We start from the raw sequence: 24,986 nt of genomic DNA, 5'->3' as shown, positions 1-24,986 counted from the left end.
TCTCCTTGAACAACTTCTAGTTTATCCAGGAAAAACTCAGGCATTACCCTATTTTGAAATCTTAATTGCTTTCCAACTTATATTAAGTTGATATTTCATTTAGTCTTTGTTAAATCGCTCTTAAAATATGGATATGATCATTTTTACCAGTGAAAACCTGATTATTTTGGTATTAAAAAGGTAAATGGGAATTTTTGTAGAATTTATTAACAAAGCAGTTGAGGAGGAATTTTATAGTGGCTGAACTCTTTTTAAAAGATGAAGAAATCAAAGAAATCTTTAAAACACATATAAAAATCGAATCAAAAGTAATGTCAATTGAAACATTGTTTGCAAATGAGAGAAGGACAAAAAACACTGTGTACGATCCCTATTATCAACGAAATTATGTGTGGGATACTGATAAGGCTAGTTACTTTATAGAAAGCATTTTACTGGGTACTGAAATTCCACCTTTAGTCTTTTTTAATACTGGAAAGAACATAGAAGTTATAGACGGACGGCAGAGATTTGAGACAATAAAAAGGTTCAAAGAAAACAAATTCCATCTAACTAATAAAGGGCTGAGTGTCTTTCCTGATTTAAAAAAGAAAAGTTTTGATGATTTCGATACGGGGTTACAAGATGTGTTTTGGGATACAAAAATAAGAATCATAGAGTTTAGCGTAGTTAATGAACCTAGATTAGATGAAAGAAAAGAAGATCAAATAAAAAAAGAAATTTTCCGACGTTACAATTCTGGAATTACACCTTTGAAGAATGCTGAAATTGAAAAGGCAATTTACATTAATGATGATACCACAACCTATTTCAAAAAGAGATTTAAAGAACATAAAGAAGACTATTGGGACTTCTTAGATTTATTTTTTTCTGAAAGAGAGAGGGAAACCAGTAAAAAAGGTATAAAGTTAGAGAGAGCAATGCAGAAAGTAAGATTATTCCTTGTACTACATAACCTTCCTATTAATTATTATAGTACCTCAAAAAGCAGAAAAGAATTGATACAACGTTTCTTTGAAAACCTTAGTAATACAACAACTGATGTTGAGGTACTTTATGAAGGGTTTATTAGAAAAGTTGAGTTTACCAAGGAAATCAAAAGAAGGTTAGAAACTGAAGGTATAGAGCATAATAAACTAGTTTTTGAATGCCTATTCTGGGCTTGTACTATTCTTGAACAGGAAAAAATCAGTTTAGAGAAACTACAAAATGAAACAATTAAACAAAAGTTAGTGAAATTCATTTCAATGAATTTCAAATTGTATACGCTCGAAAATAGTCATTTTTATAAGGAAATGAAGGAACGGTACACTGGAACTGCTTCATTCTTTGAAGACCTATTAGGTGTAAATTTGGGAGTTTACATTAAGAATAGCATGACTACTCAGCGAAAGTTAAAAGCAGTTATGAACAATACTCCAGATACAAATGAACTTATAGAGGAGTTTGAAACTCTTAGATTAAACAAACCTGATGCAAGCACCACAACAATTGATGACATTTGCAGATTAATGAATAGAAAACGTTTCTTGCTCAGACCCTCCTATCAAAGAGGGGAATCCATAAACCAAATGAAATCCTCTGCGATTATTGAAAGTATATTGTTAGGAATAAAATTACCACCAATTTTTATTTTCAAAAGACAAGATGGAATTTTAGAAGTTGTTGATGGTCAGCAACGTCTTCTTTCAATACTTGGATTTATTGGTGAAGAGTTTTTAGATGAAGAAGGTAACAGAATCCTTTCCGATAAAAACAAATATAAGTTAAATAAACTTAGGATTTTAGACGAATTTAACGGGCGAGGTTATGATGATTTGGATGATGAATCGAAGGAAAAGATTCTTGATTTTAATCTATCACTCGTCACGATAGATTCAAAAATCAACCCTCAATTTGATCCAATTGACCTCTTTATAAGATTAAACAATAAGCCCTATCCAATTAGAGAAAATACTTTTGAAATGTGGAATTCCTACATAGATGTGGAAATAACTAAAAAAATTAGGAATCTGGCAGAAAAGTATAATAGTTGGTTTTACTCTAGACTAAAAAATACAAGAATGGAAAATGAAGAATTAATCTCTACATTAGCCTATTTTGACTATAAAACTGAAAACCCTGATGCTCATAATGATTTAGATATTTACCAAAGGAATGACAAAATCAACTTCAGAGTAAGAGCAAAAACTGAAATCACAAAATTATTAAACACCGCTTCAGAACAAGAAACAGTAAAGAATGCATATTTAAAATCAATTACTTCTGTAGATACATTTATAAGGAAATTAAAATTGTTACTAGTGGAAAAAGATGTTTCAGAGAACATCGATGAATATTTAAAGAAAGAACTGGATGAATTGTTTTATTTGTCCCAATCTAGAACTGCTAGAAGAACACTTCAAAGCTTTTATGCTTTATGGTATGTCTTGTCTAAGATTCCATACCAAATGGTGAGAATTCATAGACTAAAGATGAAGGAAGACATTACTAACTTATTTAGATTCACAAAGTCTCTCCCATTTGAAGACCAAAATGGGGTCGGACTTACCAAATACAAATTAATGATGGACTCTTTTTGGGAAAAATACAAAGTAGATGATAGGAAAATCAAGCTAGAAGAAGATGAGAAAAAAGAACTTTTGAAAAAGCAAAATAATATTTGTCCCCTTTGTAATTCCTTATTATTTATTTCTGATGATATGGAAGTTGATCACAGAATACCACTTAGTATAGGTGGAAGTGACAAGTTCCTTAATCTTCAATTGACACATAAAGATTGTAATAGAAAAAAGGGGACAAGAATATTGAATTAATAACTAAAAGAGAGAACCAATTAAAAGGCTCTCTCTTTTTTAATTTTCTTCAATAACTCCCCATACCTGTTCAGAGTAGAATTTAGCTGTAACTTGTAATTAACAACCCTGTCCGCCCTTTTATTCAGCACTCTTCAGGAGTACCAGTGTTAGATGCAGTTCTAAAAGAAGAGCCACATCCACAGTTAGCAATGGCGTTCGGGTTGTCGATGGTGAACCCGCCGCCCATCATCGATTGTTTGAAATCGATTTTGACGTCCTGAAGGATCGGTTTGCTTTCGTCATCAATCAGGATTCTGATGCCATGCTGCTCCAGCTCGATATCCTTCTCGCCTTTTTCCTCTTCAAAGCCCATACCGTAGGAAAGGCCGCTGCAGCCCCCACCTTTTACTCCAACTCGAAGATATACTTCATCGCTTCCGTATTCCTTCATCATATCTTTTATTTGAAAAGCAGCCGCTTCTGTAATAGTGATGATATCTTTCATTATTGACACCTCCTAAACAAATTCCCTCTTATAATCCCTATTATACCTATTAAACGTGTTTCCCTCAATTTAACAGCTTTCCTATAGTATATGCATATAGGTAGCATATTTGTTATTTATAAAAGTAAGTCCCTGTACAAATGGTTTCAGCAGGTCCGCGCATTTTAACAGCACCCTCTGATGTCCAAGTAATAAACAGGTCGCCACCTGCCAAATGTACGGTGGTCTCTCTGTTTCTTACCGTCCTTTCATTCAGGACAGAAGCCACCACCGCTGCACATGCCCCTGTTCCACAGGCCTGTGTGATACCGGATCCACGTTCCCATACTCGAAAGTGAAGTTCATCCTCCGCTGCCACTTCAACAAACTCGACATTCACTCCCTCAGGAAATCGTGGGTCCTTCTCTACGATCGGACCTAGGGTCGTAAGCGGAGCATCATCAATATCATCCAGATAAAAAATCACATGGGGATTGCCCATGGATACTGTTGTGATGTGATAGGTTTCTTCCCCTACCTTGAATGGTTCGTTCACTAGCTTCTCTTGTTTATCAACAAGAATGGGAATCTCTTCGGGTGCCAAGCGTGGCGCTCCCATGTCAACTGTTACAATATGGACCTTTCCATCCTCCGGCTCCACTTTCGCTTCCACCAATCCTGATAATGTTTCTATTTCAAAGGTTTCATCTTTTACAAGACCATGCTCATACGCATACTTTGCAACACAGCGAAGTCCATTACCGCAGTTTTTCCCTTCCGATCCATCATTATTGAAAATCCTCATTTTCACTGGAGCCACGTCTGAAGGACATATCAGAATCAATCCGTCCGAACCGATTCCGGTATGAATATTCGAAGCCTGGATGGCGATGGATGACAGGTCTTCTTCTTTCAAGTCTTCCTCAAACATATTGACATATATATAGTTGTTCCCTAATCCGTGCATTTTGGTAAATTGAAAGGAGCGCATGTTTGAAATATCCTCCAAGTAAAATTATTATTTCCTACAAGTATAAATACATAAAACTTGGAACACAATAGAAACATCCCCCGTTTTATATGAAAAACTCATGTATCGAATGTTTCTGGGAAGGAGACACGATAATATGGGTTTTTCTTGTTTTTGAGACTGGTCCTTGGCCCACAAACACGAAAAACCCACACGCCATAAAAGACGTGTGAGCTTTTTAACATATATCTTATAGAATGAACATACCTGCAATTGCAGCACTTAATAGGTTGGAAAGTGTACCTGCGATGATAGCACGGAAACCTAATTTTGCGATATCCGGGCGACGGCTAGGAGCAAGGCTTCCCAGTCCACCAAGAAGGATCGCAAGGGAAGAAAGGTTCGCGAATCCACATAGTGCAAAAGAGATTACCGCAATGGATTTTCCGCTGAACACATCAAGCTGACCAGCAAAAGTGGAGTATGCAACGAATTCATTTAGTACAAGTTTTTGACCGATCAGGTTACCAGCAGCGATTGCTTCGCTCCAAGGAATACCGATAATGAAGGCCAATGGTGCAAATAGGTAGCCCAAGATGAAGTCAAGCGTGAAGTTTTCAGCTCCGAACCATCCACCAATTCCACCTAACATTCCGTTGATCAGGGAAATCAATGCGATGAACGCAAGCAACATCGCACCAACGTTCAATGCAAGCTTTAATCCATCAGATGCACCGCGGGCAGCAGCATCGATAACGTTAGTTGGCTTTTCGTCTTCAGCCTCTTCAATTTCCGCTTTGGTTGGTGTTTTTGCCTCTTCTGTTTCAGGAATCAGCATTTTTGCCATGATCAATCCACCTGGAGCTGCCATGAAACTTGCTGCCAATAGGTACTCCAAAGGAATTCCTAGAGCTGCGTAACCAAAGAGAACAGAACCGGCAACAGAAGCCAATCCACCTGTCATTACAGCAAATAGCTCAGACTTTGTCATTGTCTTAATATAAGGTTTGATTACCAGTGGTGCTTCCGTCTGTCCTACAAAGATGTTGGCAGACGCTGAAAGTGATTCCGTTTGGCTTGTCCCTAAAAGTTTTGCTAATCCACCACCAAGGAATTTGATGATGATTTGCATGATACCAAGATAATAAAGTACAGATATTAATGCTGAGAAGAAAATAATGATGGTTAATACATGAAATGCAAAGACGAAACCAGTTGCTTCTGATCCAGGGTTACCTAAAACCGGACCGAATAAGAAGGAAATCCCATCGTTTGCATACGTTATTACATTTTGTACGTAGTTGGTCAATCCAAGAAAAGCCTGTCTTCCCAACTCCCATTTTAGTACGATAAACGCAAACAGCAATTGAATCGCAAGTCCGCCTAGAATAGTACGGATGTTGATTCTACGTTTATTTTCTGAAAGAAGAAATGCAATAACAAAGATTACTGCAATCCCCATTAATCCCCAAAGGATATTATTCATAATATTCACCTCTATTAGAAATTTCTGCAAGTTGTTTGTCGTCAGACATCTAACTATCACAATAACACTTTACTACGAAATGAAAGCGTTTGAAAGAACTTTTTTTTTGTAAATTTGTTACATGACTTTAAAATGTCGACTATTCCTAATTAAATTACCCACTATTAATAAAATAATGTATGAAGTCATGAAAGAAACCATAGCGTTACGTAGGTATAAAGATTCACTTATACCTTTTCCTCTTGCTTGTTTTATGGTACTTTTGATTTATAAGGGTAAGTATTTCGAAAAAGGATGTGTTGGTATTGGAGCGATTATTCAACCGAAATCATACATGCAGCATATGTGACCATGCGTACACAACAAAAAAAGTGAAATCTCGCTTCATCCGCCCTATTTCACATGACACAGATTTTTGTTCCGTCTATGATTCACTGGAAACAAATCCTTTGCTCTATTATGTAAGTGTTTGTCCAAACTGTGGCTATTCCATGACTGAGGAATTCAGTTCACATTTTCCGCCCGGCACGATGAATGCGATTAGAAATAAGATCCAGAAGCACTGGCAGAAAAAAAGTTATGGGGAAATCAGATCGGTTCAAACTGCAATCAACACCTATAAATTAGGAATCTATTCAGGGATAATAAAAAATGAAGCTTCCATTGTGATGTCAGGAATGTATTTGAGGTTGGCATGGTTGTACCGAACGGTGGAAAAAAACGAAGTGCAGGAGTTGCGTTTTCTGAAGCTGGCAGCAGATCAGTTTGAACGTTCCTACTCAAACGGAGATTTTGCGCAGACAAGCATGAGCGAGATCAAACTGCTTTATTTAATTGGAGAACTCCACACACGCCTAGGAAATACAAGACAAGCGATTCGTTATTTCCAGCTTGTCCTTCAGCATAAAGATAAGGACACACAAGTGAGATTGGTGGAGAAATCCCGCGATCGCTGGTATGAAATCAGAACCGCACAAAAACAGCTTCATATGCACGCATAAAAAAATCAGCACGCTATATATGTGCTGATTTTTTTAGAACATTGGATTCTCTTCCAAGTATTGATAGATGTTATCTACGAGCTGCTCAGGTGTGCCGCCAATAACAACATCCCCATTTACAAGAGCAAATAGAGAGTCAAAACATTTTCCACAATACCCGAGGCAACCATATTCCACTATATCTAAGTTTGGATCCTTCTCCAGCACTTCACGTGCTTTTTGTGATCCGCTGGCTAAATTACTGATACAAAACTCAATGATTGGTTTCACCTTTTTCACCCCTCTATTGCACCTTCATGCTACCTTTTTTTACTTATAACGTCAATAATTTGATTTCATTCGCAACTCTATTCCTGCACACTAATCCATACTACTTTTCCAATTGAATAAATTTAGCTGTATATCTACATATTTCCTGCATTTTCAACAGTCATTATTCTAAGTATTTTGTGAAAGAATGTTGTTATTTTGTCATAATTTCGATATACTTTTAATGGTATTTTATTTAAACGTGTTATACACATTGGAGTATGAAAGCGCAAACGGGTTATCTCTTGTGCGTTATTTCACATAATTTCCCTAGATTACTAGAAATTATATTAATAAGAATAGATACGAGCTTGAAAAGGAGTTTAGCTGCTATGAAAAAACTAGTTGTGCTTGGCGGAGGTTACGGAGGAATGCGTATTTTGCATCGTCTCCTTCCGAATCAGTTACCTGAAGATACGGAAATTGTGCTAGTGGATCGTGCTCCCTACCACAGTTTAAAAACGGAATTCTATGCACTTGCTGCAGGAACCATTTCAGATCACCATGTTCGCGTGACATTCCCAGAGCATCATAAACTTTCCGTTAAATATGGAGAAGTTACTGATGTCGATATGGTCCTCAAAACGATTCATTTTGAGGACCAAAGTACCCTCTCCTATGATGATCTTATTATTGGTCTTGGCTGTGAGGATAAATATCACAACATTCCAGGAGCCAAGGAGCATACCTTCAGCATCCAAACCATCAACAACTCAAGAAAAGCTTATCAGGCACTAAATGACTTAGCAGCTAACAAAGTGGTGGCAATTGTCGGCGGAGGCTTGAGTGGCGTGGAAATTGCCAGTGAGCTTCATGAAAGCCGCCCCGATTTGACCATTAAACTATTCGATAGAGGAAACATCATTCTTTCCAGCTTCCCTGAGCGTTTAAGTCAATACGTGCAGAATTGGTTTGAGACACATGGGGTGGAAGTAATCAACGGTTCCAATATTACCCGAGTAGAGGAAAAAACGCTTTACAACCATGATGAACCTGTACACTGCGATGCTATCGTGTGGACAGCAGGAATTCAGCCGAACAAGGTTGTTCGTGAATTGGATGTCGAAAAAGATAATCAAGGGCGCGTAGTCTTAACAAAACAGCACAATATCCCAGGCAATGAACATGTATATGTAGTGGGTGATTGTGCCAGCCTGCCACATGCACCTAGTGCACAGCTGGCAGAGGGACAAGCTGAACAGATTGTCCAGGTTCTGGTAAAGCGTTGGAATGGCGAAGCTCCTCCAGAGGAATTCCCACCAATCAAATTAAAAGGAGTTCTCGGCTCTCTTGGGAAAAAGCATGGTTTCGGCCTTGTGAACGAACGCCCACTTACAGGAAGGGTAGCCCGACTTTTAAAGTCTGGAATCCTTTGGATGTATAAATATCATAATGGTTAATAAAAATGCGTGAATGAGCAATCCCTCATTCACGCATTCTTTATGAAGCGATGTATCCGTATTTCTCCATTTCCGCATAAACGGTTTTCAGCTTTGGATTCCCCTCTCCCACAATCTCTCCGTTAATGACTACAACAGGGTAAAACATGTCCTCCTCGACCACCCTGCTTGCAAATGCCTTTTTCTCTTCCTCGCAATTTTCCGTTTGAAAAATATCAATATAGGAAATGGTAAAAGGCTGATCAGGAAATTTCCTTGCCACTGCCGCCTGCAACCATTCATAGGTTTCTTTGGATGATGGAAGATTTACACAACTTGGACATAGCACCTCTGCCCCATATACGCTTATTTCTACTGCCTGTTTGGACATGACTTGGCCTCCATGACTCTTTTTCTTTCATTTTACCGTAAAACGATTACTTTTTCATAGGGTCCCTGAAAATAAGTGTCTCCGTTTGACTCCCTGTTGGTTTCCGTTCCAGGTGTTCGCTTTCCGCGGGGCGGTGCTCGAGCCTCCTCGGCTTTGCCTGCGGGGTCTCAAGTCTACCGCTATCTCCCGCAGGAGTCTCACACCTTGCACTCCAACCAACAGGAGCGGCAGGTGACGCATAACGTCAGCACTATATTTGTATATTATGGTGTAAATCTTTTACATGAGGAATACTGATAGTGCATTGTTTTGATTTTTTAGAATCTAGCGGTTGATTGGAGCAATAGGCGAAGACTCCTCTAAAATGCGAGCATTTTCTTCGTGCGATGTATCGCTGCCGCAGCCTTCCTTGTCCTGCAGGAGGCAGCGTTTAGTGGAGACCCCACAGGCGAAGCCGAGGAGGCTCCACAAACGCCCCGCGGAAAGCGCAGCCTAGTGCGGAAATCAACCGCGGTGTTTAAAGTGACAAAAAAATTTTGAATTCCTAAAAACACCCAGTGCAAGGCAATAGATTTTTTGGTGCATACGCTATATAATATAAATATGGTATGGAAAGGAGCGATAAATATGTCTAACCCAGAAATCAATGAACAAGTACAGGAAGTATTAGATAAATTACGTCCATTTCTTCTTCGTGACGGAGGAGACTGCGAGCTTGTAGATGTGGAGGATGGAATTGTAAAGCTTCGTCTATTGGGAGCTTGCGGTTCTTGCCCAAGTTCAACTATCACGCTAAAAGCTGGTATCGAACGCGCACTTCTTGAAGAAGTTCCAGGCATCGTGGAAGTAGAGCAGGTATTTTAATACAACCAATAAAGCAAAACCGGGATGGCGTGCAGCCACTCCCGGTTTTTTTGATGTTTTATACACATGTAAAATGATTGGAGTGTACCTCGCTTCCAACGCTGCTGATTTCCAAATAATCTACGGCAAATTCAGGATATTCTCCCTGCAGTTTCTCTTGTACAATCCGTCCTAACCCACGCTCGCAAAAGCAGATGATGGTCGGGCCGGCTCCACTGATGCTCACCCCGAATGCTCCCGCTTTTTTTGCCTTGTCCCTCACATAGGTGAGTTGCGGAAACAATTTCAACCGGTAAGGCTCATGGAACACATCACTTTCCATCATTTTTCCTGCCAGCTTCCAGTCCTGCATCAACAGGGCTCCGAGGAGTACATTCGCATGACTGCTTCCAAGCACCGCTTCTTTGAATGGAAGCACATCCGGCAAAAGTTGCCTGGATTCACTGGTTCTTGCTTCAAAATTCGGCACCACTACCACCAATTCCATATTCGGAACCGGTAACTTAATATACTCAAAGCTGCCATTCCGAAAGGTGGATACGACGAGCCCTCCATAGAGAGAGGCAGCGACATTATCGGCATGTCCCTCGAATCTTGCAGCGAGTTGAAGCTTTTCATCCGGCGTCAGGTTTTTTCCACATATGATGTTCATGACCTCAATGGCTCCTACAATGGCTGCTGCACTGCTGCCTAATCCACGTGCCATCGGGATTTCACTCATAATATGCACATGAACAGGTGGTGCTTCCAGTTCCCAGAGCTTCTCCAGCTCCATACAAACTTTTAGAAGCAGGTTATTCTCATCATCCAGCATTAACGGGGGCACTGAGGTGAATCTCCATTCTTTTGCATATTGCACGAAAAGTGTTACATACTTCGAAACTGCCAGCCCTATCGAGTCGAACCCAGGGCCAAGATTGGCAGAGCTGCCCGGAACCTTTATGACATATCCATTCTTATACTCCTTCATACAGACACACCTTCAAAGGATGCTGCCAGCTGCTTGTAGTCCTCCAGACTCTGTACCTTCACATTGGCATGTTCTGTTGCGGTAACAGGATCCTTCAAGCCATTGCCTGTCAGTACTGCCACGACCCTTTTCCCTTTTCCCAGTTCCTTATGCTTTAGATGCTTCATGATACCCGCCAAGGAAGCACTTGAAGCCGGTTCTGCAAAGATGCCTTCCCTTTTGGCAAGCAGCTGGTACGCCATAATCATCTCTTCATCTGTGACAAAATCAATCTTGCCTTTTGATTCTTCCGCAGCCCTCACTGCCTGTTTCCAGCTTGCAGGATTTCCAATCCGAATGGCAGTGGCTATCGTCTCTGGATCGGGAATGATGCTATTCTTTACAATTGCTGCTGCACCCTCCGCCTCAAAGCCCCTCATTTCAGGAAGACCGGTTTGAAACTGCTGATCGTATTCTTTAAAACCTTTCCAATAGGCGGTAATATTTCCGGCATTCCCCACGGGTAGCGCCAGGACATCAGGTGCTTTTCCCAACTGGTCGCACACCTCGAACGCCGCTGTTTTCTGGCCCTCGATCCGATAGGGATTCAGGGAGTTCACAAGTGTGATTGGCAATTCCTCCGACAATCTTCTGACGAGCTCTAGGGCTTCATCGAAGTTCCCTTTTATCGAGTAGACCTCGGCTCCGTACATGACCGCCTGCGCCAATTTCCCTTGAGCTATTTTACCATCAGGAATCACGACAATACATTTCATCCCCGCTCTGGCTGCATAGGCTGCTGCAGAAGCGGATGTATTTCCCGTTGAAGCACAGACGATGGTGCTGCTTCCTTCTTCCTTTGCTTTTGCCACAGCCAAGGCCATTCCTCTATCTTTAAAAGAACCGGTTGGATTCGCTCCCTCCACTTTTACATGAAGTTCAATATCCAATTCGTTGGAGAGGTTTTCTAAAAACAAAAGAGGTGTATGGCCTTCGTGAAGGCTGACGTTCGGCGTATTGTCACTCACTGGGAGGAACCTGCTATAGTTGGCTATCAATCCGTTCCATTTCATACCAGCACTTCTCCCTCCACTCGATAGCTGCTTTTGATTTCCTGAACCATCGGCATAACTGAAAGTTCCTCCAGCAAATCCTCATATCTCTGCAAGGAAGTGTGATGCGTGACAACCACCACTTCCGCCAATGATTCTTCTTTCAAAGGCAGCTGCAGGATCTTTTCAAAGCTAACTTCTTTATTGGAAAAAAGGTTTGTGATATGGGAGAGCACCCCCACTTCATCCTTCACATGAACACGCAGGAAATGCTTTGCCTGTACTTCATTCTTTTCCTTCAGCGTCTTTTGGAACTGAGGGGTTACCATACTCTTTCCGTTTACTCCAAGCCTCATATTCTTCAAGACCCCTACCAGATCCGATACGACCGCTGTTGCTGTTGGGAGACTTCCTGCACCAGGTCCATAAAACATCGTCTCCCCCACTGCCTCTCCATACACATATACTGCATTATATTCATTTTGCACACTTGCCAGCGGGTGAGCCTGTGGGAGAAGCGTCGGTCCCACGCTCACCTCCACTTTCTCGTTTTCACGGTGTGCAATCCCGATCAGTTTCATTGTGTAGCCAAGCTTTTTACTGTATTCCAGGTCCTCTTCAGAGATGGCCGAGATTCCCTTTACATTTACATCTTTCAGTTCAATATTCATTGAAAAACCGAGTGTAGCAAGTATCGCCATCTTCCTTGCAGCATCAATTCCCTCCACATCGGAAGTGGGGTCTGCCTCTGCAAATCCAAGTGCCTGTGCCTGTTTTAGCACTTCTTCATAGGAGGATCCTTCATTGTTCATTTTTGTCAGGATGAAGTTGGTCGTCCCGTTCACAATCCCCATCATTTTTGTAATTCGATCGGATGCAAGCCCATCCACGAGACTGCGCAGGATTGGAATTCCGCCAGCAACACTTGCTTCATAGAAGAGGTCGCAATTGTTCTCTGCCGCTGCGGCCAAAAGCTCCGAACCATAGACAGCCATCAGGTCCTTATTGGCAGTCACCACATGCTTTTTGTTTTTCAATGCTCTCAGAATATAGTGTCTTGCTTCTTCCACTCCACCCATCACTTCGATCACCACATCAATTTCCGGATCCTCTAGCACCTCTTCGGCATGCAAGGTTAACAGCTTTTCATCGAGATCCACCAGCCGCTCCTTATGTAGATCCTTTACCAACGCTCTTTTCACTTTCACCGCACAGCCTACTTGATGCATCAGTTTGTCCTGATGATTCTCCACAATCTTCACAACTCCACAGCCGACCGTACCTAAACCAAGCAATCCCAATGAAATCTCCTTCAATCAAATCTACTCCCTTTTGAGGGTCAAGACCCTTTGTGTTTTCAGTGTGTACATTTGTTTTTATATAATGGACATTATAGAATGCTTTTAACTGGCTGACAAGGGGTAAATTTAGGCGGTTTTTGCTTGTAAGCGTTTTACCTGCTGGGGGAGTAAGGGATATTTTTTTGAAAATTCTTAACGGCAGTTGATGCCGGATGAAACCTTTTATCGTGGATGACGTATTAACTAGTAGAAACGAGGTGGAGGACATGAAATTCAACTACTTTTTAACCCCATTATTTTTACTTAGTCTCCTATTCCTTCCCACTCAGGCTTCAGCAGTCGAGTACGAGATCAATAACGTACAAATAGAGGCTTACCTCCAAGAGAATGGAAATGTGAAAGTCTATGAAGCCCACACGTATACGTTTGAGGGAGAGTTTAACGGAATCACAAGGACCATCATTCCAAAAAGGGGCACACAGATAAGAAACCTCGAAGCAAGAGAAAAAGGCGTGCTGCTTAAAATGGAACAGGAAGACAATCTTTACCGCATTTATCGTGGTGGGGATTCGGATACTTTTACTGTTTTGATTACGTACGAAATCTTGCAAGGTGTTGACGTTTATCCCGATGTGGCGGAATTCTATTGGCCTTTTTTCGATGAGAGCAATGAATCCGACTATCAAAGCTTTTCCGTAACCGTCTATCCACCTTCTCCCGCAGCCGAAGCTATCGCATTTGGCTATGACGAAGCATTTGGGACAGAACAGCTCGAGTCGGAGGGAAATGTACACTTTGAGCTTGGTTATGTACCAAGCCATGAAAACGGCGATATCCGGGTAGCCTATGATGCCAAACTGTTCCCTTCCGCTCCTTTAAGTGGTAGTGAACCGATGAAGGAAAAGATAGTATCGGCAAAAGAGGAAGGAATTAACGAGGCGCTGCAAACCGAAAAGGTACGTGAAATCCTTTCGTCTACTAGCTATATTCTGTTACCTCTATTCTCTTTCATATTGGGAATATTTATCGTGGCAGCGATGATAAAAGGAAGGAATACTAGGAAATCAGCGAATAGGGAAATCGCATCTTTTTCTGGCACACCAAAGCAACGTATCAGCATGCCTGCCACCATTCTGTTCACCCATCACCAGCTGCCAGGCCAAGCTATTGCTGCCGGATTGTTGGATCTGGTCAGACTCGGATATGTAAAAAAGCTATCCAATGAGAGGTTTCTTGCAATAGACCGCGACGTGCCGCTGAAGCATCAAGAGATCCTTATCACCTGGCTTTTTGACAAAATGGGTACCCATAATGAATTCAGTATCGAGGATCTGAACAGTTACATGAAAAACAAAAAGAATCATGAGGAATTCACAAAATTTCAAACCATTTGGACGCAAGCAATCAAGGAAGAAGTGAAGGAACAGGCACTCTATGATAAAAAAGAAGGTTACAGAATTGCAGTTGGACTCTCCAGTATCCTTCTGGTACCATTTTTATTCCTGTTCCCATTCTATGACCTGTTTCCTGCATTCTTCATCTCCTTTGTATTGTTCTTTACAACCATTCTCTATGCAATTGCCTATCATCCCAAAACGGACAGAGGCTTTATTATTTTGTTGGAATGGAGACAGTTAAAACAGCAATTTGCCTCATTGTCCCAAAAGGACTGGGACTCCTGGACGGAGGACCAGAAGATGCGCGCATTCATCTATGCACTCGGTATCAACGAAAAATCGATGCAAAAGAAAAATGAAGATTTCGTATCGGGTTTCCAAATACCGATCGACAGAGCACACCCGTTTATCCCAGCTTACTCAGGAATGGATGTAACCACTCTATTTTTGATAGGAAATGCCACCTCATCCAGCTTTCATTCAGCAAGCCGCAAAGCAGCAAGCACAACAAGTGACAGCGGTGGCGGTGCAGGTTCAGGCGGGGGATCTGGAGTCGGTGGTGGCGGGGGTGGATCTGGCGGATTCTAAATCTTAGATGAGACGTTCACACAGCCAATAAATAGTCAATTGAGACTTCAAAACCAATCAGAAAGGGGCCTGACCCCCGTTGCGTTATTGCTTTAACGCAGCGAGGGTCTGGCCCCTTTTCTATATTCTCTTACTTCCCACCAACAACAGTCTTCGCCTTTTTACCTTCGAGTACAGCGATGATGTTATCGCGGCATAGTTCCATCATGGTTGTGCGTGTTTCCACACTTGCGCTGCCGATATGAGGAAGGGAGACTACCTGTGGGAATTGGAGCAGCGGGTGGTCCGCTCCAATCGGTTCCTTGTAGAAGACATCGAGACCTGCTCCTGCTATTTCTTTATGCTCCAAAGCGTAAATCAGCGCTTCTTCATCCACTACCTGGCCTCTTCCTACATTGATGAAGATTGCGGAGGACTTCATGCGCTTAAATGCATCTGCGTCAAAGAGGTGCTTCGTGTCTTCTGTAAGGGGAGTCAAGCATACAACAAAGTCAGAACCCTCAAGTAATTCTCCGAAAGATTTGTACACTGCTCCGAGTTCATTCTCCGTTACAGAATGCCTGCTTCGGTTGTGATAGAGGATTTCCATCCCGAACCCCTTTGCTCTTCTTGCGACTGCAGTCCCAATGCTTCCCATTCCAACGATACCGATTGTTTTATGGTGCACGTCGGTTCCCGCAAGCAGATAGGGACTCCAGCTTTTCCATTGCCCCTCTTTTACAAAGTGATGTGCCTCAGTCAATCTTCTTGCCGCTGAGAGCATAAGGCCGAATGTCAAATCTGCAGTCGTCTCGGTCAACACATCCGGTGTATTGCAAACGATGACTTCGTTTTGTGCCGCAGCTTCCAAATTGATATTGTCATAGCCGACCGCCAAGTTGGCGACCACCTTCAGGTTTGGTGCATTCTCTAACAATTCCTCATCCACCGAATCGGATAGCATCGTCAGGAGGGCATCCGCCTTTTTCCCTTCGTTTAACAGCACTTCCCTAGGGACTGCTTCGCTTTCACTGTTCCACATTTGGACATCTGCTATCTGTTTAAGGGGAGTCAGTACCTCCTCCGAAATCTTTCTTGTGATAAATACATACGGCTTGGACATTTGCTACACTCCTTGTTGTAAGTTAAGGTTGAATGAATGGTGTGAATAGTAAGTATTTTATCACTGTTTTTCCTATTCTTACATACCTATATAAAGAAAATAACCATCTTTACTCTGTTATCTTTTCACCCATTCCAATACAGGAATACCGTATGTTTTGGCTGGTACACCTGCCAGGTCATAGAAATTGCCCAACACTTTTTCATACATGTCTGAGGATTGCAGAATACCTCGGAGCCGGTCTTCATGCCATTTTTTATCCGCAACCGGCCCGCTCGTATAATAATCCTCTACACATTCGAAATAATGAATCGGGAAAACAAGACGGGCATACAGGAGCCTCCAAGAAAAGCTGGAGAGGGGAGATACTCTTTCATAGTCTTTTAAGAAAGTTTGAATATGACCTGGATTCATGTCAGGACCCTTCCTGCATTCAGCCCGTATCCATTCGGAAAGATCACGTGCAGCATGATCAAATATCCAGTCGGTAGGGAGCTTCATCCATTGGGACTGCTGCCAGGTCAAGTTGGTGAACCTATGGTGACACAAGGTGGCTGCGTCATTTATCATCGGACTGTCGTCAAGCTCCGTATCCACCAGATATTGAATGGCATTTTCCGTCAGACCCATATAATAGGGAAAGGATTCAACAAATAACGTATCAAAAAGATCAACCGGATTGCTTCTTACTTTTTCACGGAAAAAATGTTCCATCTGATCAATTCGCTTTACCCACAGGCCTTTCCATTGCCCGATACGATTGATGGACGTCACTTTTGCGGGGAAGCTTCTGCCGTTTAGGTGAAAGAGTGCGAGTTCCTTGCCAACGACCAGTTTTCTGGAGCTATAATCATAAGGCATGCGGAATAGAGCCATTTTCCTACCTTCTATTTCCGTTGTGTAGGATTCACTTTTATTTTTCACAAAAGAACTAACATATATATCCTGATGGGTGCGTATCATATACTCACTCAGCTTTTGCAGCTCTTCTATCTCGGCCTCCTCAAGATGACCAACCGGCACTAAAATGTACATCACTCGATTCGCCCAGAAAGCATCATAGTGTCGTACCTTTTGTTTTCTTTCCACCCTCAAATCATATTGTTCATAGATTATCTGCTTCAACTTTTGCACCCTCCTTCTCTCTCGTAACCTAAATATATGAGGATAAGAAAGAAAACTTGTTAAGTTGTTTTATTTCACGTAAGGATTCCCCAAAAAGTATAAGTTTTCCTTTCTAGGCAATTATGTATATTAATCAAATGAATGAGGGTACTGTATAGGGGTAATCATTTTCTCTTAAGAGGGATTTTCCTAAAAGAAATCATTTTTCACTATATTATAAAAGATGGGTGAGCGCATGAAGAATTTCAAGGAAATGGATGAAGTAGAAAGAAAAGCTAGAAAACTCCTGGAGGAACGCGGAGTTACTATGGATGACATTGCAGATCTCGTTTATTTTCTGCAATCGAAATACCATCCCGCTCTGGAGAAATCGGAATGCCTGGAAAATATCGATCGAGTGCTTGCCAAGCGTGAAGTCCAAAATACCATATTGACGGGAATAGAATTAGATATTCTGGCGGAACAGGGAAAGATACAAGAGCCTCTTTTACGAATACTCCAGCAGGATGAGGGATTATATGGAGTGGATGAAGTATTGGCTTTGTCCATTGTAAACGTCTATGGTTCCATCGGCTTTACAAACTACGGCTATATTGATAAGGAGAAGCCTGGGATACTCGGAACCTTAAATGACAAAAGCTCAGGTAAGGTGCATACATTTCTGGATGACATTGTAGGGGCAATCGCCGCTGCTGCATCAAGCCGTTTGGCACACCGTGCAGCGAATACGGAATAACAAAAAAATACTGGCGTTCCCTTTTTTATGGGGACGCCAGTATTTTTTTATAAATATTGGATCCAATCTTTTAAGGAATCGACTGTATACGTCGGTTTCTCCTGATATGTTTCCAAATGAGCTTTCGTGGTCACGCCTGTATGAACAAGAAGCGTATCCATTCCCGCATTCATGCCGGCTTTGATATCTGTATGGTAGTTGTCTCCAACCATCAGCGTTTCTTCCGGCGAAATTCCAAGAACCTTCAAAGCCTGCTCCATGATTACTTTTTCAGGCTTTCCAATGAAGGTTGGCTGGGTTTCGGTGGAAACCGTCAACACCGAAGTCAAGGATCCGTTACCCGGAAGCAGTCCACGTTCGGTTGGGATTGCGATATCACCATTAGTGGAAATGAATCTTGCACCTTTGCGGATATTGATTGCACCTAGTGCAAGCTTCTCATAGGAGATGGTGCGGTCGATGCCACTAACCACGACATCCGCATTTTCTTCTACAAGCTCAAACCCTTTTTCAGTCAGTGCTGTGCGAATGCCCTCTTCCCCGATAACATAGATTTTTGCATCAGCCTTATACTCGTAAATGTAATTGGCTGTTGCATTGCTTGTGGTGAAAACCTGTTCATCTAAAGTGGGGATTCCGAAGTCTCTCAGCTTTTGTGCCACCTGCTGAGGTGTTCTGGAAGAATTATTCGTTACAAACAAGTATGGAATTTTCTTGTCGTAGAGATGCTGAACAAAATCGCTCGCTTCTTCTATCTTTTCTTTTCCACGATACATAGTTCCATCTAAATCGATTAGATACCCTTGGTACTTTTTCATCTATTTCACGCTCCACTTATTATCATGTTGGTTGATTGACTAGTTCATGTTAGCATAAACCAGAGATTAAATAAAATAAGCGAATCGACCTTTCAGCCGACTCGCCCACTCCAACATCAATATGAAATGATTATTTCTTAAAAGCAGAAACCGGACCAAGTTCATTTTCGAGGTAATGACGGACAGAAGGACAGAAGGACATTACCGCGTCTTTCCCTCGGAAAAGCTTATTCTTTAAATCCTGATGGTCAATATCGAGGTATTCCTGGACAAGCACTTTGCGCAATCGAACGAGAACCTTCAACTCTTCAGCCAAGGAAGTCGAAACCACCTTTTCATCCTCAAGAATATCTATGATATCCTCATAGCTGCCAGGATCGCGCATGATAAATCCATCTATCATCGCATTGCCAACGTCCAATATCCCTTCAATCACAGACACCATTATCCGTTCGAGAGCTTTAAGCTCCACTGGTGTATTCCATGTTGGATGATTGGAAAAAATCGTCATGTTTTCTTCTATATAAGCAAGTGTTTTTTCCATCTTTTCTCGGTCGACAAAGTACATACAAACATCCCCTTTATGCTGAAATTTTTATGTGATTGGATGGAGAAGCTTAGGCTTTGCATAGAAATATCCTTGTGCCATATCAACTTTATGCTTCGACAGTATGTGCACTTCCTCCTGCTTTTCAATTCCTTCGGCTACAACAACAGAGCCGGTTTCATTGGCAATCATGAGAAGTCCCTGCAACATTTTCTCTTTGACAAGACTTGTATCGATATCCTTTATGACAGATCGGTCAATCTTGATGATATCTGGCATGATTCGGCTGATCGTATGTAAGCTGGCATATCCTGCACCTGTATCATCCACCGCAATCTGAAAGCCAAGATTCCTTAAGGAAGCAATATTTTCTTCAAATTGCATCAATCCGTCCGTAGAGTCCTGTTCGGTTATTTCAATCGCAATATTCTTTGGATTTATCTCCGGATATTTTCTCATAAGAGCTTGCACTTCTTCAAGCAGCTCTACTTCGTTTAAGGTGGTAGGGGTGAAATTGATAAAAACTGCCTCTTTCATTTGGCATTGATAGATAAGCTGAAAAGCTTTCTCGAGAATAATCATCTCCAAATCAAATAAAGTGTTCGTTTGCTTGGCAATGGAGAACAGTTGCAGAGGACTTTCCATCTGCGATTGTTTAGGTCCCCGGGTCAGCAGCTCCCACGCTTTTATTCCACCATTGGATACATCGATAATCGGTTGGGCCAATAAAGTGATTTGCTTAAAGGCGATTATCTGATTCATGGTAAATAAGAGCTGATGATATTGCAGCTTATCCTGTTTTTCTGCCATCGCCATGGCCTGGAGATGCGCACGAAGCATACACTCAGACAAAGAGTAGCGATCTGGCTGGAGAAACACATAGCCGTATTCGAGCATCAGGTTTTTATTGTCCAACAGTCGATAGCGCTTCTGCTCCATTGCCATCTTAACAAGACTGAGCTTCTCCGCTAGATCTACAGTGCTGTAAGTATGCTCGTCCACTCGAATCAATAAAAAGACCCCATCGTTGTATTGATCATGCAAACACACAATTTGATCGCTGGGAAATATCTGGTCTACTGCCTTTTGGAGTCTTGCCTTTACAATTTCGCGGCAACGAATAAACTTACGTCTTCCGACTTTCGTGATGATCTGATCGAGGCTATGAAAATAAAAAGAAATGACTGCTACTTGAAAGCCTTTCTTCCATGTATATTTGACACGCTCTTCAATCGGGTTTCTTAGGATGTAAACGGGCGGATAGTAACGCAGATATTTGGATGGAAGCACGAATTTAACAAGATGTGAGCCTTTTTTTCTATAGAAGTTCTGTATGTGATTCCAGCTTCGCCCCATGAAGTGGCTCCCTTCTTCCATCGTTGAATACTTCTGGTGTTTTTTCTTATTTTATCATAAAAAATAAGAAAATTGTCCCATTTTCAAATGCAGAATAAGAAATAACTTATAACAAGAAAGCATTTGTATTTGTTATACTAGGAAAAGTATAACAATCGTTACATTTAGGAGGAAGCAAAGATGGGAGATAGATTTTTTCTATATGATGATATGGTCGAAACAAAAACACGGTTTGTCAGCTTTATGGGGGAACATACCCGCTTTGATCTTGCAATTGTCAAATCGGATCGCTATTATGGCAAAAGCCTTGTTCTTAATATCCAGAGCAACCGTTTTGCGATTATCGGCAGTGATGACCTCGATGAGCCCGGCTATATCGAGCATGCCTACCAGTTGCCCGAAGATGAGGCGGAAGAATTACGTTCTTTCTTGTACGAAGTAGTTTAATCATCATATTCCCTTCCATGTTGGTAAAGCTAAGAAAAACCTCATGAAAAGGGATGATGGATTTGAGTAAAAAAGACAAGGAACAATACAGTGATTTTACAAATGTGGAAAACTCGCACAACTATTTGATTCCTGAGACGCTGCCCGAAGGACCTTACGGCTCCCCCCGAGGGAAAAATACTCCTGTAGAAAATAAGAGTACTCCCTGGGAAGAGGGCCAGCGTTATTACAGTGCATTTAATTATGAAAATAAATCGCTCCATGACGGCCTTCCAAGGAAGTATCCGGGGCACATCCGACTCACGATCACCCGGACCAGAAGGAAGAACCAGCAGACAATAAGCATTCATAAAAAAAGCCCGAACATCAGAATATCCATCTGCTGTCGGGCTTTATTTTCTCATGCCTTTTTCACTTTTTTCAATACAAAGAAAGCACAGCCGAAATTACAATACTCCAGTATATAATCAGGGAGTGTACTGATTTTTGTATCATGTGTAGACTTCTGGTTCTGATCCTCAAAGAATCCACGCAGGCGGAGTTGATTATAGCCCCAATCTCCTACAATATAGTCGTATTTATTCAGGACCTCAATGTATCTGCCTTTGAACGCTTCTTCATTGAACCCATTTCTTTCCTCTTCAATCAATTCATAGCAATGGTTCCCTATACAAATCATTTTCCGATCCTCCATTTCTTCTCTTACTTACATTATAGACCATTCTCCATCAATTTCTAAGACAAAAATATTTCTTAAAGGTCATGCTATAGATAAGGGGGTGTTACCATTGAACAAGTCGCTTAAGCTAATTGTTGTTTTAGGCTTATCCGCTTCACTTACAACTGCCTGTCAATTCGATACGACGCCTGAGGAACGACAGGCCCGAAGCGGATATACCGATAGAGATGGCAATCCGATGAATACGGTTAATCATGACAAGTATGAATTGTATGACGTCCGAAACGGCCGCTCGGAAGATCATGAAAGATTCGGATTTGTCCGTGAACAGGCCTCACCTGTTAAAAATTCACAGCGCTATAACGAAAACATCGCGGCAGTTGATTATGAAGAACTGGCCAATATCATTTCAAAAATGGTGGTACAGCTTCCAGAGATTGACGATGTTGCGACACTTGTGACAGATGAAGAGGTGCTGATCGCCTACAAAACAAGCGGTGAGGACAGAGAACAGATTGCGGATCAAGTTAGCAAAACAGGATTATCCTTTGTTCCACGTTTCTATCACGTCTATGTTTCAGACAATCCACAGATGATTGCCGACATAGAACGATTCCGTACATTGACTGTATCGAGCCCGAACATCGATAAGATCCTTGAAAATACTATCGATACCATGCTCGAATCTCCCCAAGGCAAGGATTTGACCAAAGGCGAAAATGCCAACGGGGAAGGTAAAGGCGAAATGAACGAGGAGCTTGAACAGGAATACAGTGAGCATGTGAGAAAAATGAGGAACAACCGTTAATAATGAAAAGGGTCAGGCCCCTAATATAGGCCTGACCCTTTTTCATTATGCCTGAGCTTGTCTTGCTTTTGCCGCTTCATTGACCTGCTCATCCGCATGGTAGGAGGAGCGTACAAGAGGTCCAGCTTCTACATGGCTGAATCCTTTTGTCATGGCAATTTGGCGTAATTCTTCAAACTCATCCGGATGGTAATATTTCTGCACCTTGATGTGCTTTTTGGATGGCTGCAGATATTGTCCGATTGTCATGATATCCACATTATTGGCACGAAGATCATCCATTGTTTCAATGATCTCTTCTTTCGTTTCTCCAAGTCCAATCATCAAACTTGATTTGGTTGGAATCTCCGGCTGCATTTCTTTTGCACGCTTCAGGAATTCCAGAGAACGGTCATAGGTTGCTCTCGCACGAACTCTAGGCGTTAAGGAACGCACTGTCTCGATATTGTGATTCAGGATGTCAGGCTTTGCATCCATAAGCATTTTGAGGTTTTCATACACGCCACCCATATCTGATGGAAGCACTTCAATCGTAGTGAACGGGTTTTCACGGCGAACCGCTCTAACTGTTTCAGCAAAGATTGCTGCCCCACCATCTTTTAAGTCATCGCGGGCAACTGCAGTGATGACCGCATGCTTCAGGTTCATCAGCTTTACGGATTCTGCTACGCGTTCCGGCTCTTGTGTGTCAAGCTCCGTCGGCAATCCTGTTTTCACAGCACAGAAACGGCATGCACGTGTACATACTGCCCCAAGGATCATGAAGGTTGCTGTACGTCTTACAGCCCAACATTCATGGATATTCGGGCATTTCGCCTCTTCACAGACTGTATTCAAATTACGCTCTCTCATAAGCTTCTTTAAGCCGGTATAATTTTCATTCGTATTCAGCTTAATTTTAAGCCAATCAGGTTTTCTTATGTAGTCTTCTTTTTTTGCCATATGATCAACTCCAAATTGTCTAATTATTCAAAGGCTATTTTCGCAGAAATTGTTGCTTTTGACGAATACAATGGGAACACGAAAATTTACATATCTTCGTGCTCTTTTCGGTGTATGAGATAATACAATTTTTAAATAATACGAAGTTTATCTCAGTAAAAAATCCAAAAGTCGATTTTTTACAGTCATAAGCAACAAACTTTACGAAAAGAGCTTATTCAAAAGACGACAGATATCCTTATTAAACCCATAGGGAAAATGACATGTTTCTACCATGTCACTTTACCAAACATCCTTCCATTACACAAGTGCAAAAGCTTCCAACAATCCACTTCCATGAATTAGTATTTATTAATTATGAAAAAAACACCAAACTAACAGTAGATAAGAAAATAGCGAAGGCATTTTAACACGATTGGAAAGGAGATAACCCTTTGATACGCTTACTTCTATGTTGCATTTTATTAATAGGATATTTACCTGACTCAGCTTCCGCCACAACACTTGAGAATATGACGGACGAGCAGATTTACGAAAAGAGAAACGAGTTATATACAAAAATGCAATCCATCACACAAATCCCCTGGCACTACTTTGCAGCCGTCGATCAATATGAACGCAATATAAGACGTGCCAGAAGAGATATCCCAAAAGCTACAGGTGTTATCGGCATCTACTATAAACCTGAGATTTGGGCTGGCCCGTTGAACCCGAATCCAAAAGATACGAACCCTAGCAGCATTCAGTTCTTCAGTGGAGTCGGCCAGGATGGAAATGGTGATGGAGTCGCCGATTCCACCAATGATGAGGATGTCCTTTATACTTTCGCCACCTATCTTCAATCCTACGGAACAGATAAAGAAAACCTGAAAATTGCATTATGGGATTACTATCAAAGAGACAAAACTGTCGGACTTATCATGGGTCATCTGAAATTGTATCAAACTTATCAAACGTTGAAGCTTGATAAACATGCTTTTCCACTGCCGATCCGCTCCAATTTCAGCTATAAGAATACCTGGGGGGATGCTAGGGGCTGGGGTGGCAGAAGAATGCATGAGGGAACCGATATTTTTGCAAGTTACGGCGTTCCCGTTCGCTCCACCTGTTATGGAATCATCGAAATCAAGGGATGGAACAAATTCGGGGGGTGGCGGATCGGAATCAGGGACATCAATAACACCTATCATTATTTTGCCCATCTGAACGGCTTCGCGAAGGACCTGGAGGTGGGACAAGTAGTAGAACCCGGGCAGATGATTGGTTCCGTCGGCAGTTCCGGCTATGGACCACCTGGAACAGCAGGGAAATTCCCTCCGCATCTGCATTATGGAATGTACAAGGATAATGGGTATACAGAATGGTCGTTTGATCCGTTTCCTCACTTAAAATCCTGGGAACGCGGGGACCGGAGAAAACGATAGGAAACAAAAAAGCTGCTGGCGGTTTTTTACCCG

General features: G+C 41.7%; 24 protein-coding genes and 1 pseudogene. 10 read left to right on the top strand and 15 right to left on the bottom strand.

Going from position 1 to position 24,986, the window contains the following annotated elements; genetic code table 11:
- Positions 1-236: 236 nt before the first annotated feature.
- Entirely contained in the window at positions 237-2,816 is a 2,580-nt protein-coding gene (locus ABN702_RS01480; protein WP_417899103.1) for an HNH endonuclease family protein, read from the top strand.
- Positions 2,817-2,940: 124 nt separating this feature from the next.
- Here the strand turns inward: ABN702_RS01480 and ABN702_RS01475 are convergent, their stop codons facing one another.
- The 3 genes from ABN702_RS01475 to ABN702_RS01465 all read right to left on the bottom strand — a co-directional run bounded on the left by ABN702_RS01475 (position 2,941) and on the right by ABN702_RS01465 (position 5,738).
- A complete protein-coding gene (locus ABN702_RS01475) occupies positions 2,941-3,303 on the bottom strand; it encodes a HesB/IscA family protein (RefSeq protein ID WP_417899102.1) in 363 nt (120 codons plus the stop codon).
- A gap of 112 nt (positions 3,304-3,415) precedes the next feature.
- Positions 3,416-4,273 carry a diaminopimelate epimerase gene (dapF, locus tag ABN702_RS01470; RefSeq protein WP_417899101.1) on the bottom strand — a complete coding sequence of 286 codons (858 nt, stop codon included), beginning with the start codon at positions 4,271-4,273 and terminating at the stop codon, positions 3,416-3,418.
- A 229-nt stretch (positions 4,274-4,502) separates the two neighbouring features.
- Positions 4,503-5,738: a NupC/NupG family nucleoside CNT transporter gene (locus ABN702_RS01465; RefSeq protein WP_417899100.1), complete on the bottom strand. Its 1,236-nt coding sequence runs from the start codon at positions 5,736-5,738 to the stop codon at positions 4,503-4,505.
- A gap of 305 nt (positions 5,739-6,043) precedes the next feature.
- Between ABN702_RS01465 and ABN702_RS01460 the strand changes: the two genes are divergently transcribed.
- Entirely contained in the window at positions 6,044-6,739 is a 696-nt protein-coding gene (locus ABN702_RS01460) for a DUF2225 domain-containing protein (RefSeq protein WP_417899099.1), read from the top strand.
- 33 nt (positions 6,740-6,772) lie between these two features.
- Here ABN702_RS01460 and ABN702_RS01455 read toward each other — a convergent pair whose 3' ends face one another.
- Entirely contained in the window at positions 6,773-7,009 is a 237-nt protein-coding gene (locus ABN702_RS01455; protein ID WP_417899098.1) for a YuzB family protein, read from the bottom strand.
- Positions 7,010-7,380: 371 nt separating this feature from the next.
- Here ABN702_RS01455 and ABN702_RS01450 point away from each other — a divergent pair, with 371 nt between their 5' ends.
- Positions 7,381-8,448: an NAD(P)/FAD-dependent oxidoreductase gene (locus tag ABN702_RS01450; RefSeq protein WP_417899097.1), complete on the top strand. Its 1,068-nt coding sequence runs from the start codon at positions 7,381-7,383 to the stop codon at positions 8,446-8,448.
- 40 nt (positions 8,449-8,488) lie between these two features.
- Here ABN702_RS01450 and ABN702_RS01445 read toward each other — a convergent pair whose 3' ends face one another.
- Positions 8,489-8,818 (bottom strand): YuzD family protein, encoded by a 330-nt coding sequence (locus tag ABN702_RS01445; protein WP_417899096.1) that lies wholly within the window; start codon positions 8,816-8,818, stop codon positions 8,489-8,491.
- 540 nt (positions 8,819-9,358) lie between these two features.
- On the opposite strand from ABN702_RS01445, the gene ABN702_RS01440 reads away from it, so the two are divergent.
- Entirely contained in the window at positions 9,359-9,682 is a 324-nt protein-coding gene (locus tag ABN702_RS01440; protein ID WP_417900787.1) for a NifU family protein, read from the top strand.
- A gap of 58 nt (positions 9,683-9,740) precedes the next feature.
- On the opposite strand, the gene thrB is transcribed toward ABN702_RS01440, so the two are convergent.
- From thrB to ABN702_RS01425, 3 genes are read right to left on the bottom strand one after another with little or no spacing between them, the layout of a single operon-like run.
- Entirely contained in the window at positions 9,741-10,652 is a 912-nt protein-coding gene (gene thrB / locus ABN702_RS01435; RefSeq protein ID WP_417899095.1) for a homoserine kinase, read from the bottom strand.
- Positions 10,649-11,704 (bottom strand): threonine synthase, encoded by a 1,056-nt coding sequence (gene thrC, locus ABN702_RS01430; RefSeq protein WP_417899094.1) that lies wholly within the window; start codon positions 11,702-11,704, stop codon positions 10,649-10,651. The genes thrB and thrC overlap by 4 nt, the downstream gene beginning before the upstream one ends.
- A complete protein-coding gene (locus ABN702_RS01425) occupies positions 11,701-12,999 on the bottom strand; it encodes a homoserine dehydrogenase (protein WP_417899093.1) in 1,299 nt (432 codons plus the stop codon). The genes thrC and ABN702_RS01425 overlap by 4 nt, the downstream gene beginning before the upstream one ends.
- 197 nt (positions 13,000-13,196) lie before the next feature.
- Between ABN702_RS01425 and ABN702_RS01420 the strand changes: the two genes are divergently transcribed.
- Entirely contained in the window at positions 13,197-14,969 is a 1,773-nt protein-coding gene (locus tag ABN702_RS01420) for a DUF2207 domain-containing protein (RefSeq protein WP_417899092.1), read from the top strand.
- A 130-nt stretch (positions 14,970-15,099) separates the two neighbouring features.
- On the opposite strand, the gene ABN702_RS01415 is transcribed toward ABN702_RS01420, so the two are convergent.
- Positions 15,100-16,071, bottom strand: coding sequence for a 2-hydroxyacid dehydrogenase (locus tag ABN702_RS01415; protein WP_417899091.1), 972 nt, complete (start codon positions 16,069-16,071; stop codon positions 15,100-15,102).
- Positions 16,072-16,188: 117 nt separating this feature from the next.
- Complete coding sequence (gene yutH / locus ABN702_RS01410) at positions 16,189-17,196, bottom strand: spore coat putative kinase YutH (protein ID WP_417899090.1); 1,008 nt, start codon at positions 17,194-17,196, stop codon at positions 16,189-16,191.
- A gap of 235 nt (positions 17,197-17,431) precedes the next feature.
- On the opposite strand from yutH, the gene ABN702_RS01405 reads away from it, so the two are divergent.
- Positions 17,432-17,932, top strand: a complete 501-nt coding sequence (locus tag ABN702_RS01405) for a phosphatidylglycerophosphatase A (protein WP_417899089.1) — start codon at positions 17,432-17,434, stop codon at positions 17,930-17,932.
- A gap of 47 nt (positions 17,933-17,979) precedes the next feature.
- Here the strand turns inward: ABN702_RS01405 and ABN702_RS01400 are convergent, their stop codons facing one another.
- The 3 genes from ABN702_RS01400 to ABN702_RS01390 all read right to left on the bottom strand — a co-directional run bounded on the left by ABN702_RS01400 (position 17,980) and on the right by ABN702_RS01390 (position 20,674).
- On the bottom strand, positions 17,980-18,750 hold the full coding sequence (locus ABN702_RS01400) for a TIGR01457 family HAD-type hydrolase (RefSeq protein ID WP_417899088.1): 771 nt from the start codon (positions 18,748-18,750) through the stop codon (positions 17,980-17,982).
- A gap of 130 nt (positions 18,751-18,880) precedes the next feature.
- Entirely contained in the window at positions 18,881-19,318 is a 438-nt protein-coding gene (locus ABN702_RS01395) for a DUF86 domain-containing protein (protein ID WP_417899087.1), read from the bottom strand.
- Positions 19,319-19,345: 27 nt separating this feature from the next.
- Positions 19,346-20,674, bottom strand: a complete 1,329-nt coding sequence (locus ABN702_RS01390) for an EAL domain-containing protein (protein ID WP_417899086.1) — start codon at positions 20,672-20,674, stop codon at positions 19,346-19,348.
- A 159-nt stretch (positions 20,675-20,833) separates the two neighbouring features.
- Here ABN702_RS01390 and ABN702_RS01385 point away from each other — a divergent pair, with 159 nt between their 5' ends.
- Both ABN702_RS01385 and ABN702_RS01380 read left to right on the top strand, forming a co-directional pair.
- Complete coding sequence (locus ABN702_RS01385; protein ID WP_224839167.1) at positions 20,834-21,100, top strand: DUF3055 domain-containing protein; 267 nt, start codon at positions 20,834-20,836, stop codon at positions 21,098-21,100.
- Positions 21,101-21,156: 56 nt separating this feature from the next.
- A pseudogene (locus ABN702_RS01380) lies at positions 21,157-21,452 on the top strand (cytosolic protein).
- Positions 21,453-21,500: 48 nt separating this feature from the next.
- On the opposite strand, the gene ABN702_RS01375 reads toward ABN702_RS01380, so the two are convergent.
- Positions 21,501-21,779: a YutD family protein gene (locus ABN702_RS01375; RefSeq protein ID WP_204418723.1), complete on the bottom strand. Its 279-nt coding sequence runs from the start codon at positions 21,777-21,779 to the stop codon at positions 21,501-21,503.
- 109 nt (positions 21,780-21,888) lie between these two features.
- Here ABN702_RS01375 and ABN702_RS01370 point away from each other — a divergent pair, with 109 nt between their 5' ends.
- Positions 21,889-22,587 carry a YhcN/YlaJ family sporulation lipoprotein gene (locus tag ABN702_RS01370; protein WP_417899085.1) on the top strand — a complete coding sequence of 233 codons (699 nt, stop codon included), beginning with the start codon at positions 21,889-21,891 and terminating at the stop codon, positions 22,585-22,587.
- Positions 22,588-22,632: 45 nt separating this feature from the next.
- Here ABN702_RS01370 and lipA read toward each other — a convergent pair whose 3' ends face one another.
- Positions 22,633-23,529, bottom strand: coding sequence for a lipoyl synthase (gene lipA, locus ABN702_RS01365; RefSeq protein ID WP_386641119.1), 897 nt, complete (start codon positions 23,527-23,529; stop codon positions 22,633-22,635).
- 467 nt (positions 23,530-23,996) lie between these two features.
- Between lipA and ABN702_RS01360 the strand changes: the two genes are divergently transcribed.
- Positions 23,997-24,953 carry a M23 family metallopeptidase gene (locus ABN702_RS01360; protein ID WP_417900786.1) on the top strand — a complete coding sequence of 319 codons (957 nt, stop codon included), beginning with the start codon at positions 23,997-23,999 and terminating at the stop codon, positions 24,951-24,953.
- The last annotated feature ends 33 nt before the right edge of the window (positions 24,954-24,986 follow it).

This window comes from Bacillus haimaensis (assembly GCF_048270625.1).
GTDB lineage: Bacteria > Bacillota > Bacilli > Bacillales > Bacillaceae_I > Sutcliffiella_A > Sutcliffiella_A haimaensis.
The sequence above is the reverse complement of the archived record's forward strand: the minus strand, read 5'-3'. Positions and strand labels throughout refer to the sequence as shown.

Coding starts and splice junctions, on each gene's coding strand:
- ABN702_RS01475 (WP_417899102.1), bottom strand. CDS start 3,303: ATGAAAGATATCATCACTATTACAGAAGCGGCTGCTTTTCAAATAAAA.
- dapF (WP_417899101.1), bottom strand. CDS start 4,273: ATGCGCTCCTTTCAATTTACCAAAATGCACGGATTAGGGAACAACTAT.
- ABN702_RS01465 (WP_417899100.1), bottom strand. CDS start 5,738: ATGAATAATATCCTTTGGGGATTAATGGGGATTGCAGTAATCTTTGTT.
- ABN702_RS01450 (WP_417899097.1), top strand. CDS start 7,381: ATGAAAAAACTAGTTGTGCTTGGCGGAGGTTACGGAGGAATGCGTATT.
- ABN702_RS01445 (WP_417899096.1), bottom strand. CDS start 8,818: ATGTCCAAACAGGCAGTAGAAATAAGCGTATATGGGGCAGAGGTGCTA.
- thrB (WP_417899095.1), bottom strand. CDS start 10,652: ATGAAGGAGTATAAGAATGGATATGTCATAAAGGTTCCGGGCAGCTCT.
- thrC (WP_417899094.1), bottom strand. CDS start 11,704: ATGAAATGGAACGGATTGATAGCCAACTATAGCAGGTTCCTCCCAGTG.
- ABN702_RS01420 (WP_417899092.1), top strand. CDS start 13,197: ATGAAACCTTTTATCGTGGATGACGTATTAACTAGTAGAAACGAGGTG.
- ABN702_RS01415 (WP_417899091.1), bottom strand. CDS start 16,071: ATGTCCAAGCCGTATGTATTTATCACAAGAAAGATTTCGGAGGAGGTA.
- ABN702_RS01405 (WP_417899089.1), top strand. CDS start 17,432: ATGAAGAATTTCAAGGAAATGGATGAAGTAGAAAGAAAAGCTAGAAAA.
- ABN702_RS01400 (WP_417899088.1), bottom strand. CDS start 18,750: ATGAAAAAGTACCAAGGGTATCTAATCGATTTAGATGGAACTATGTAT.
- ABN702_RS01395 (WP_417899087.1), bottom strand. CDS start 19,318: ATGTACTTTGTCGACCGAGAAAAGATGGAAAAAACACTTGCTTATATA.
- ABN702_RS01390 (WP_417899086.1), bottom strand. CDS start 20,674: ATGGAAGAAGGGAGCCACTTCATGGGGCGAAGCTGGAATCACATACAG.
- ABN702_RS01385 (WP_224839167.1), top strand. CDS start 20,834: ATGGGAGATAGATTTTTTCTATATGATGATATGGTCGAAACAAAAACA.
- ABN702_RS01375 (WP_204418723.1), bottom strand. CDS start 21,779: ATGATTTGTATAGGGAACCATTGCTATGAATTGATTGAAGAGGAAAGA.
- lipA (WP_386641119.1), bottom strand. CDS start 23,529: ATGGCAAAAAAAGAAGACTACATAAGAAAACCTGATTGGCTTAAAATT.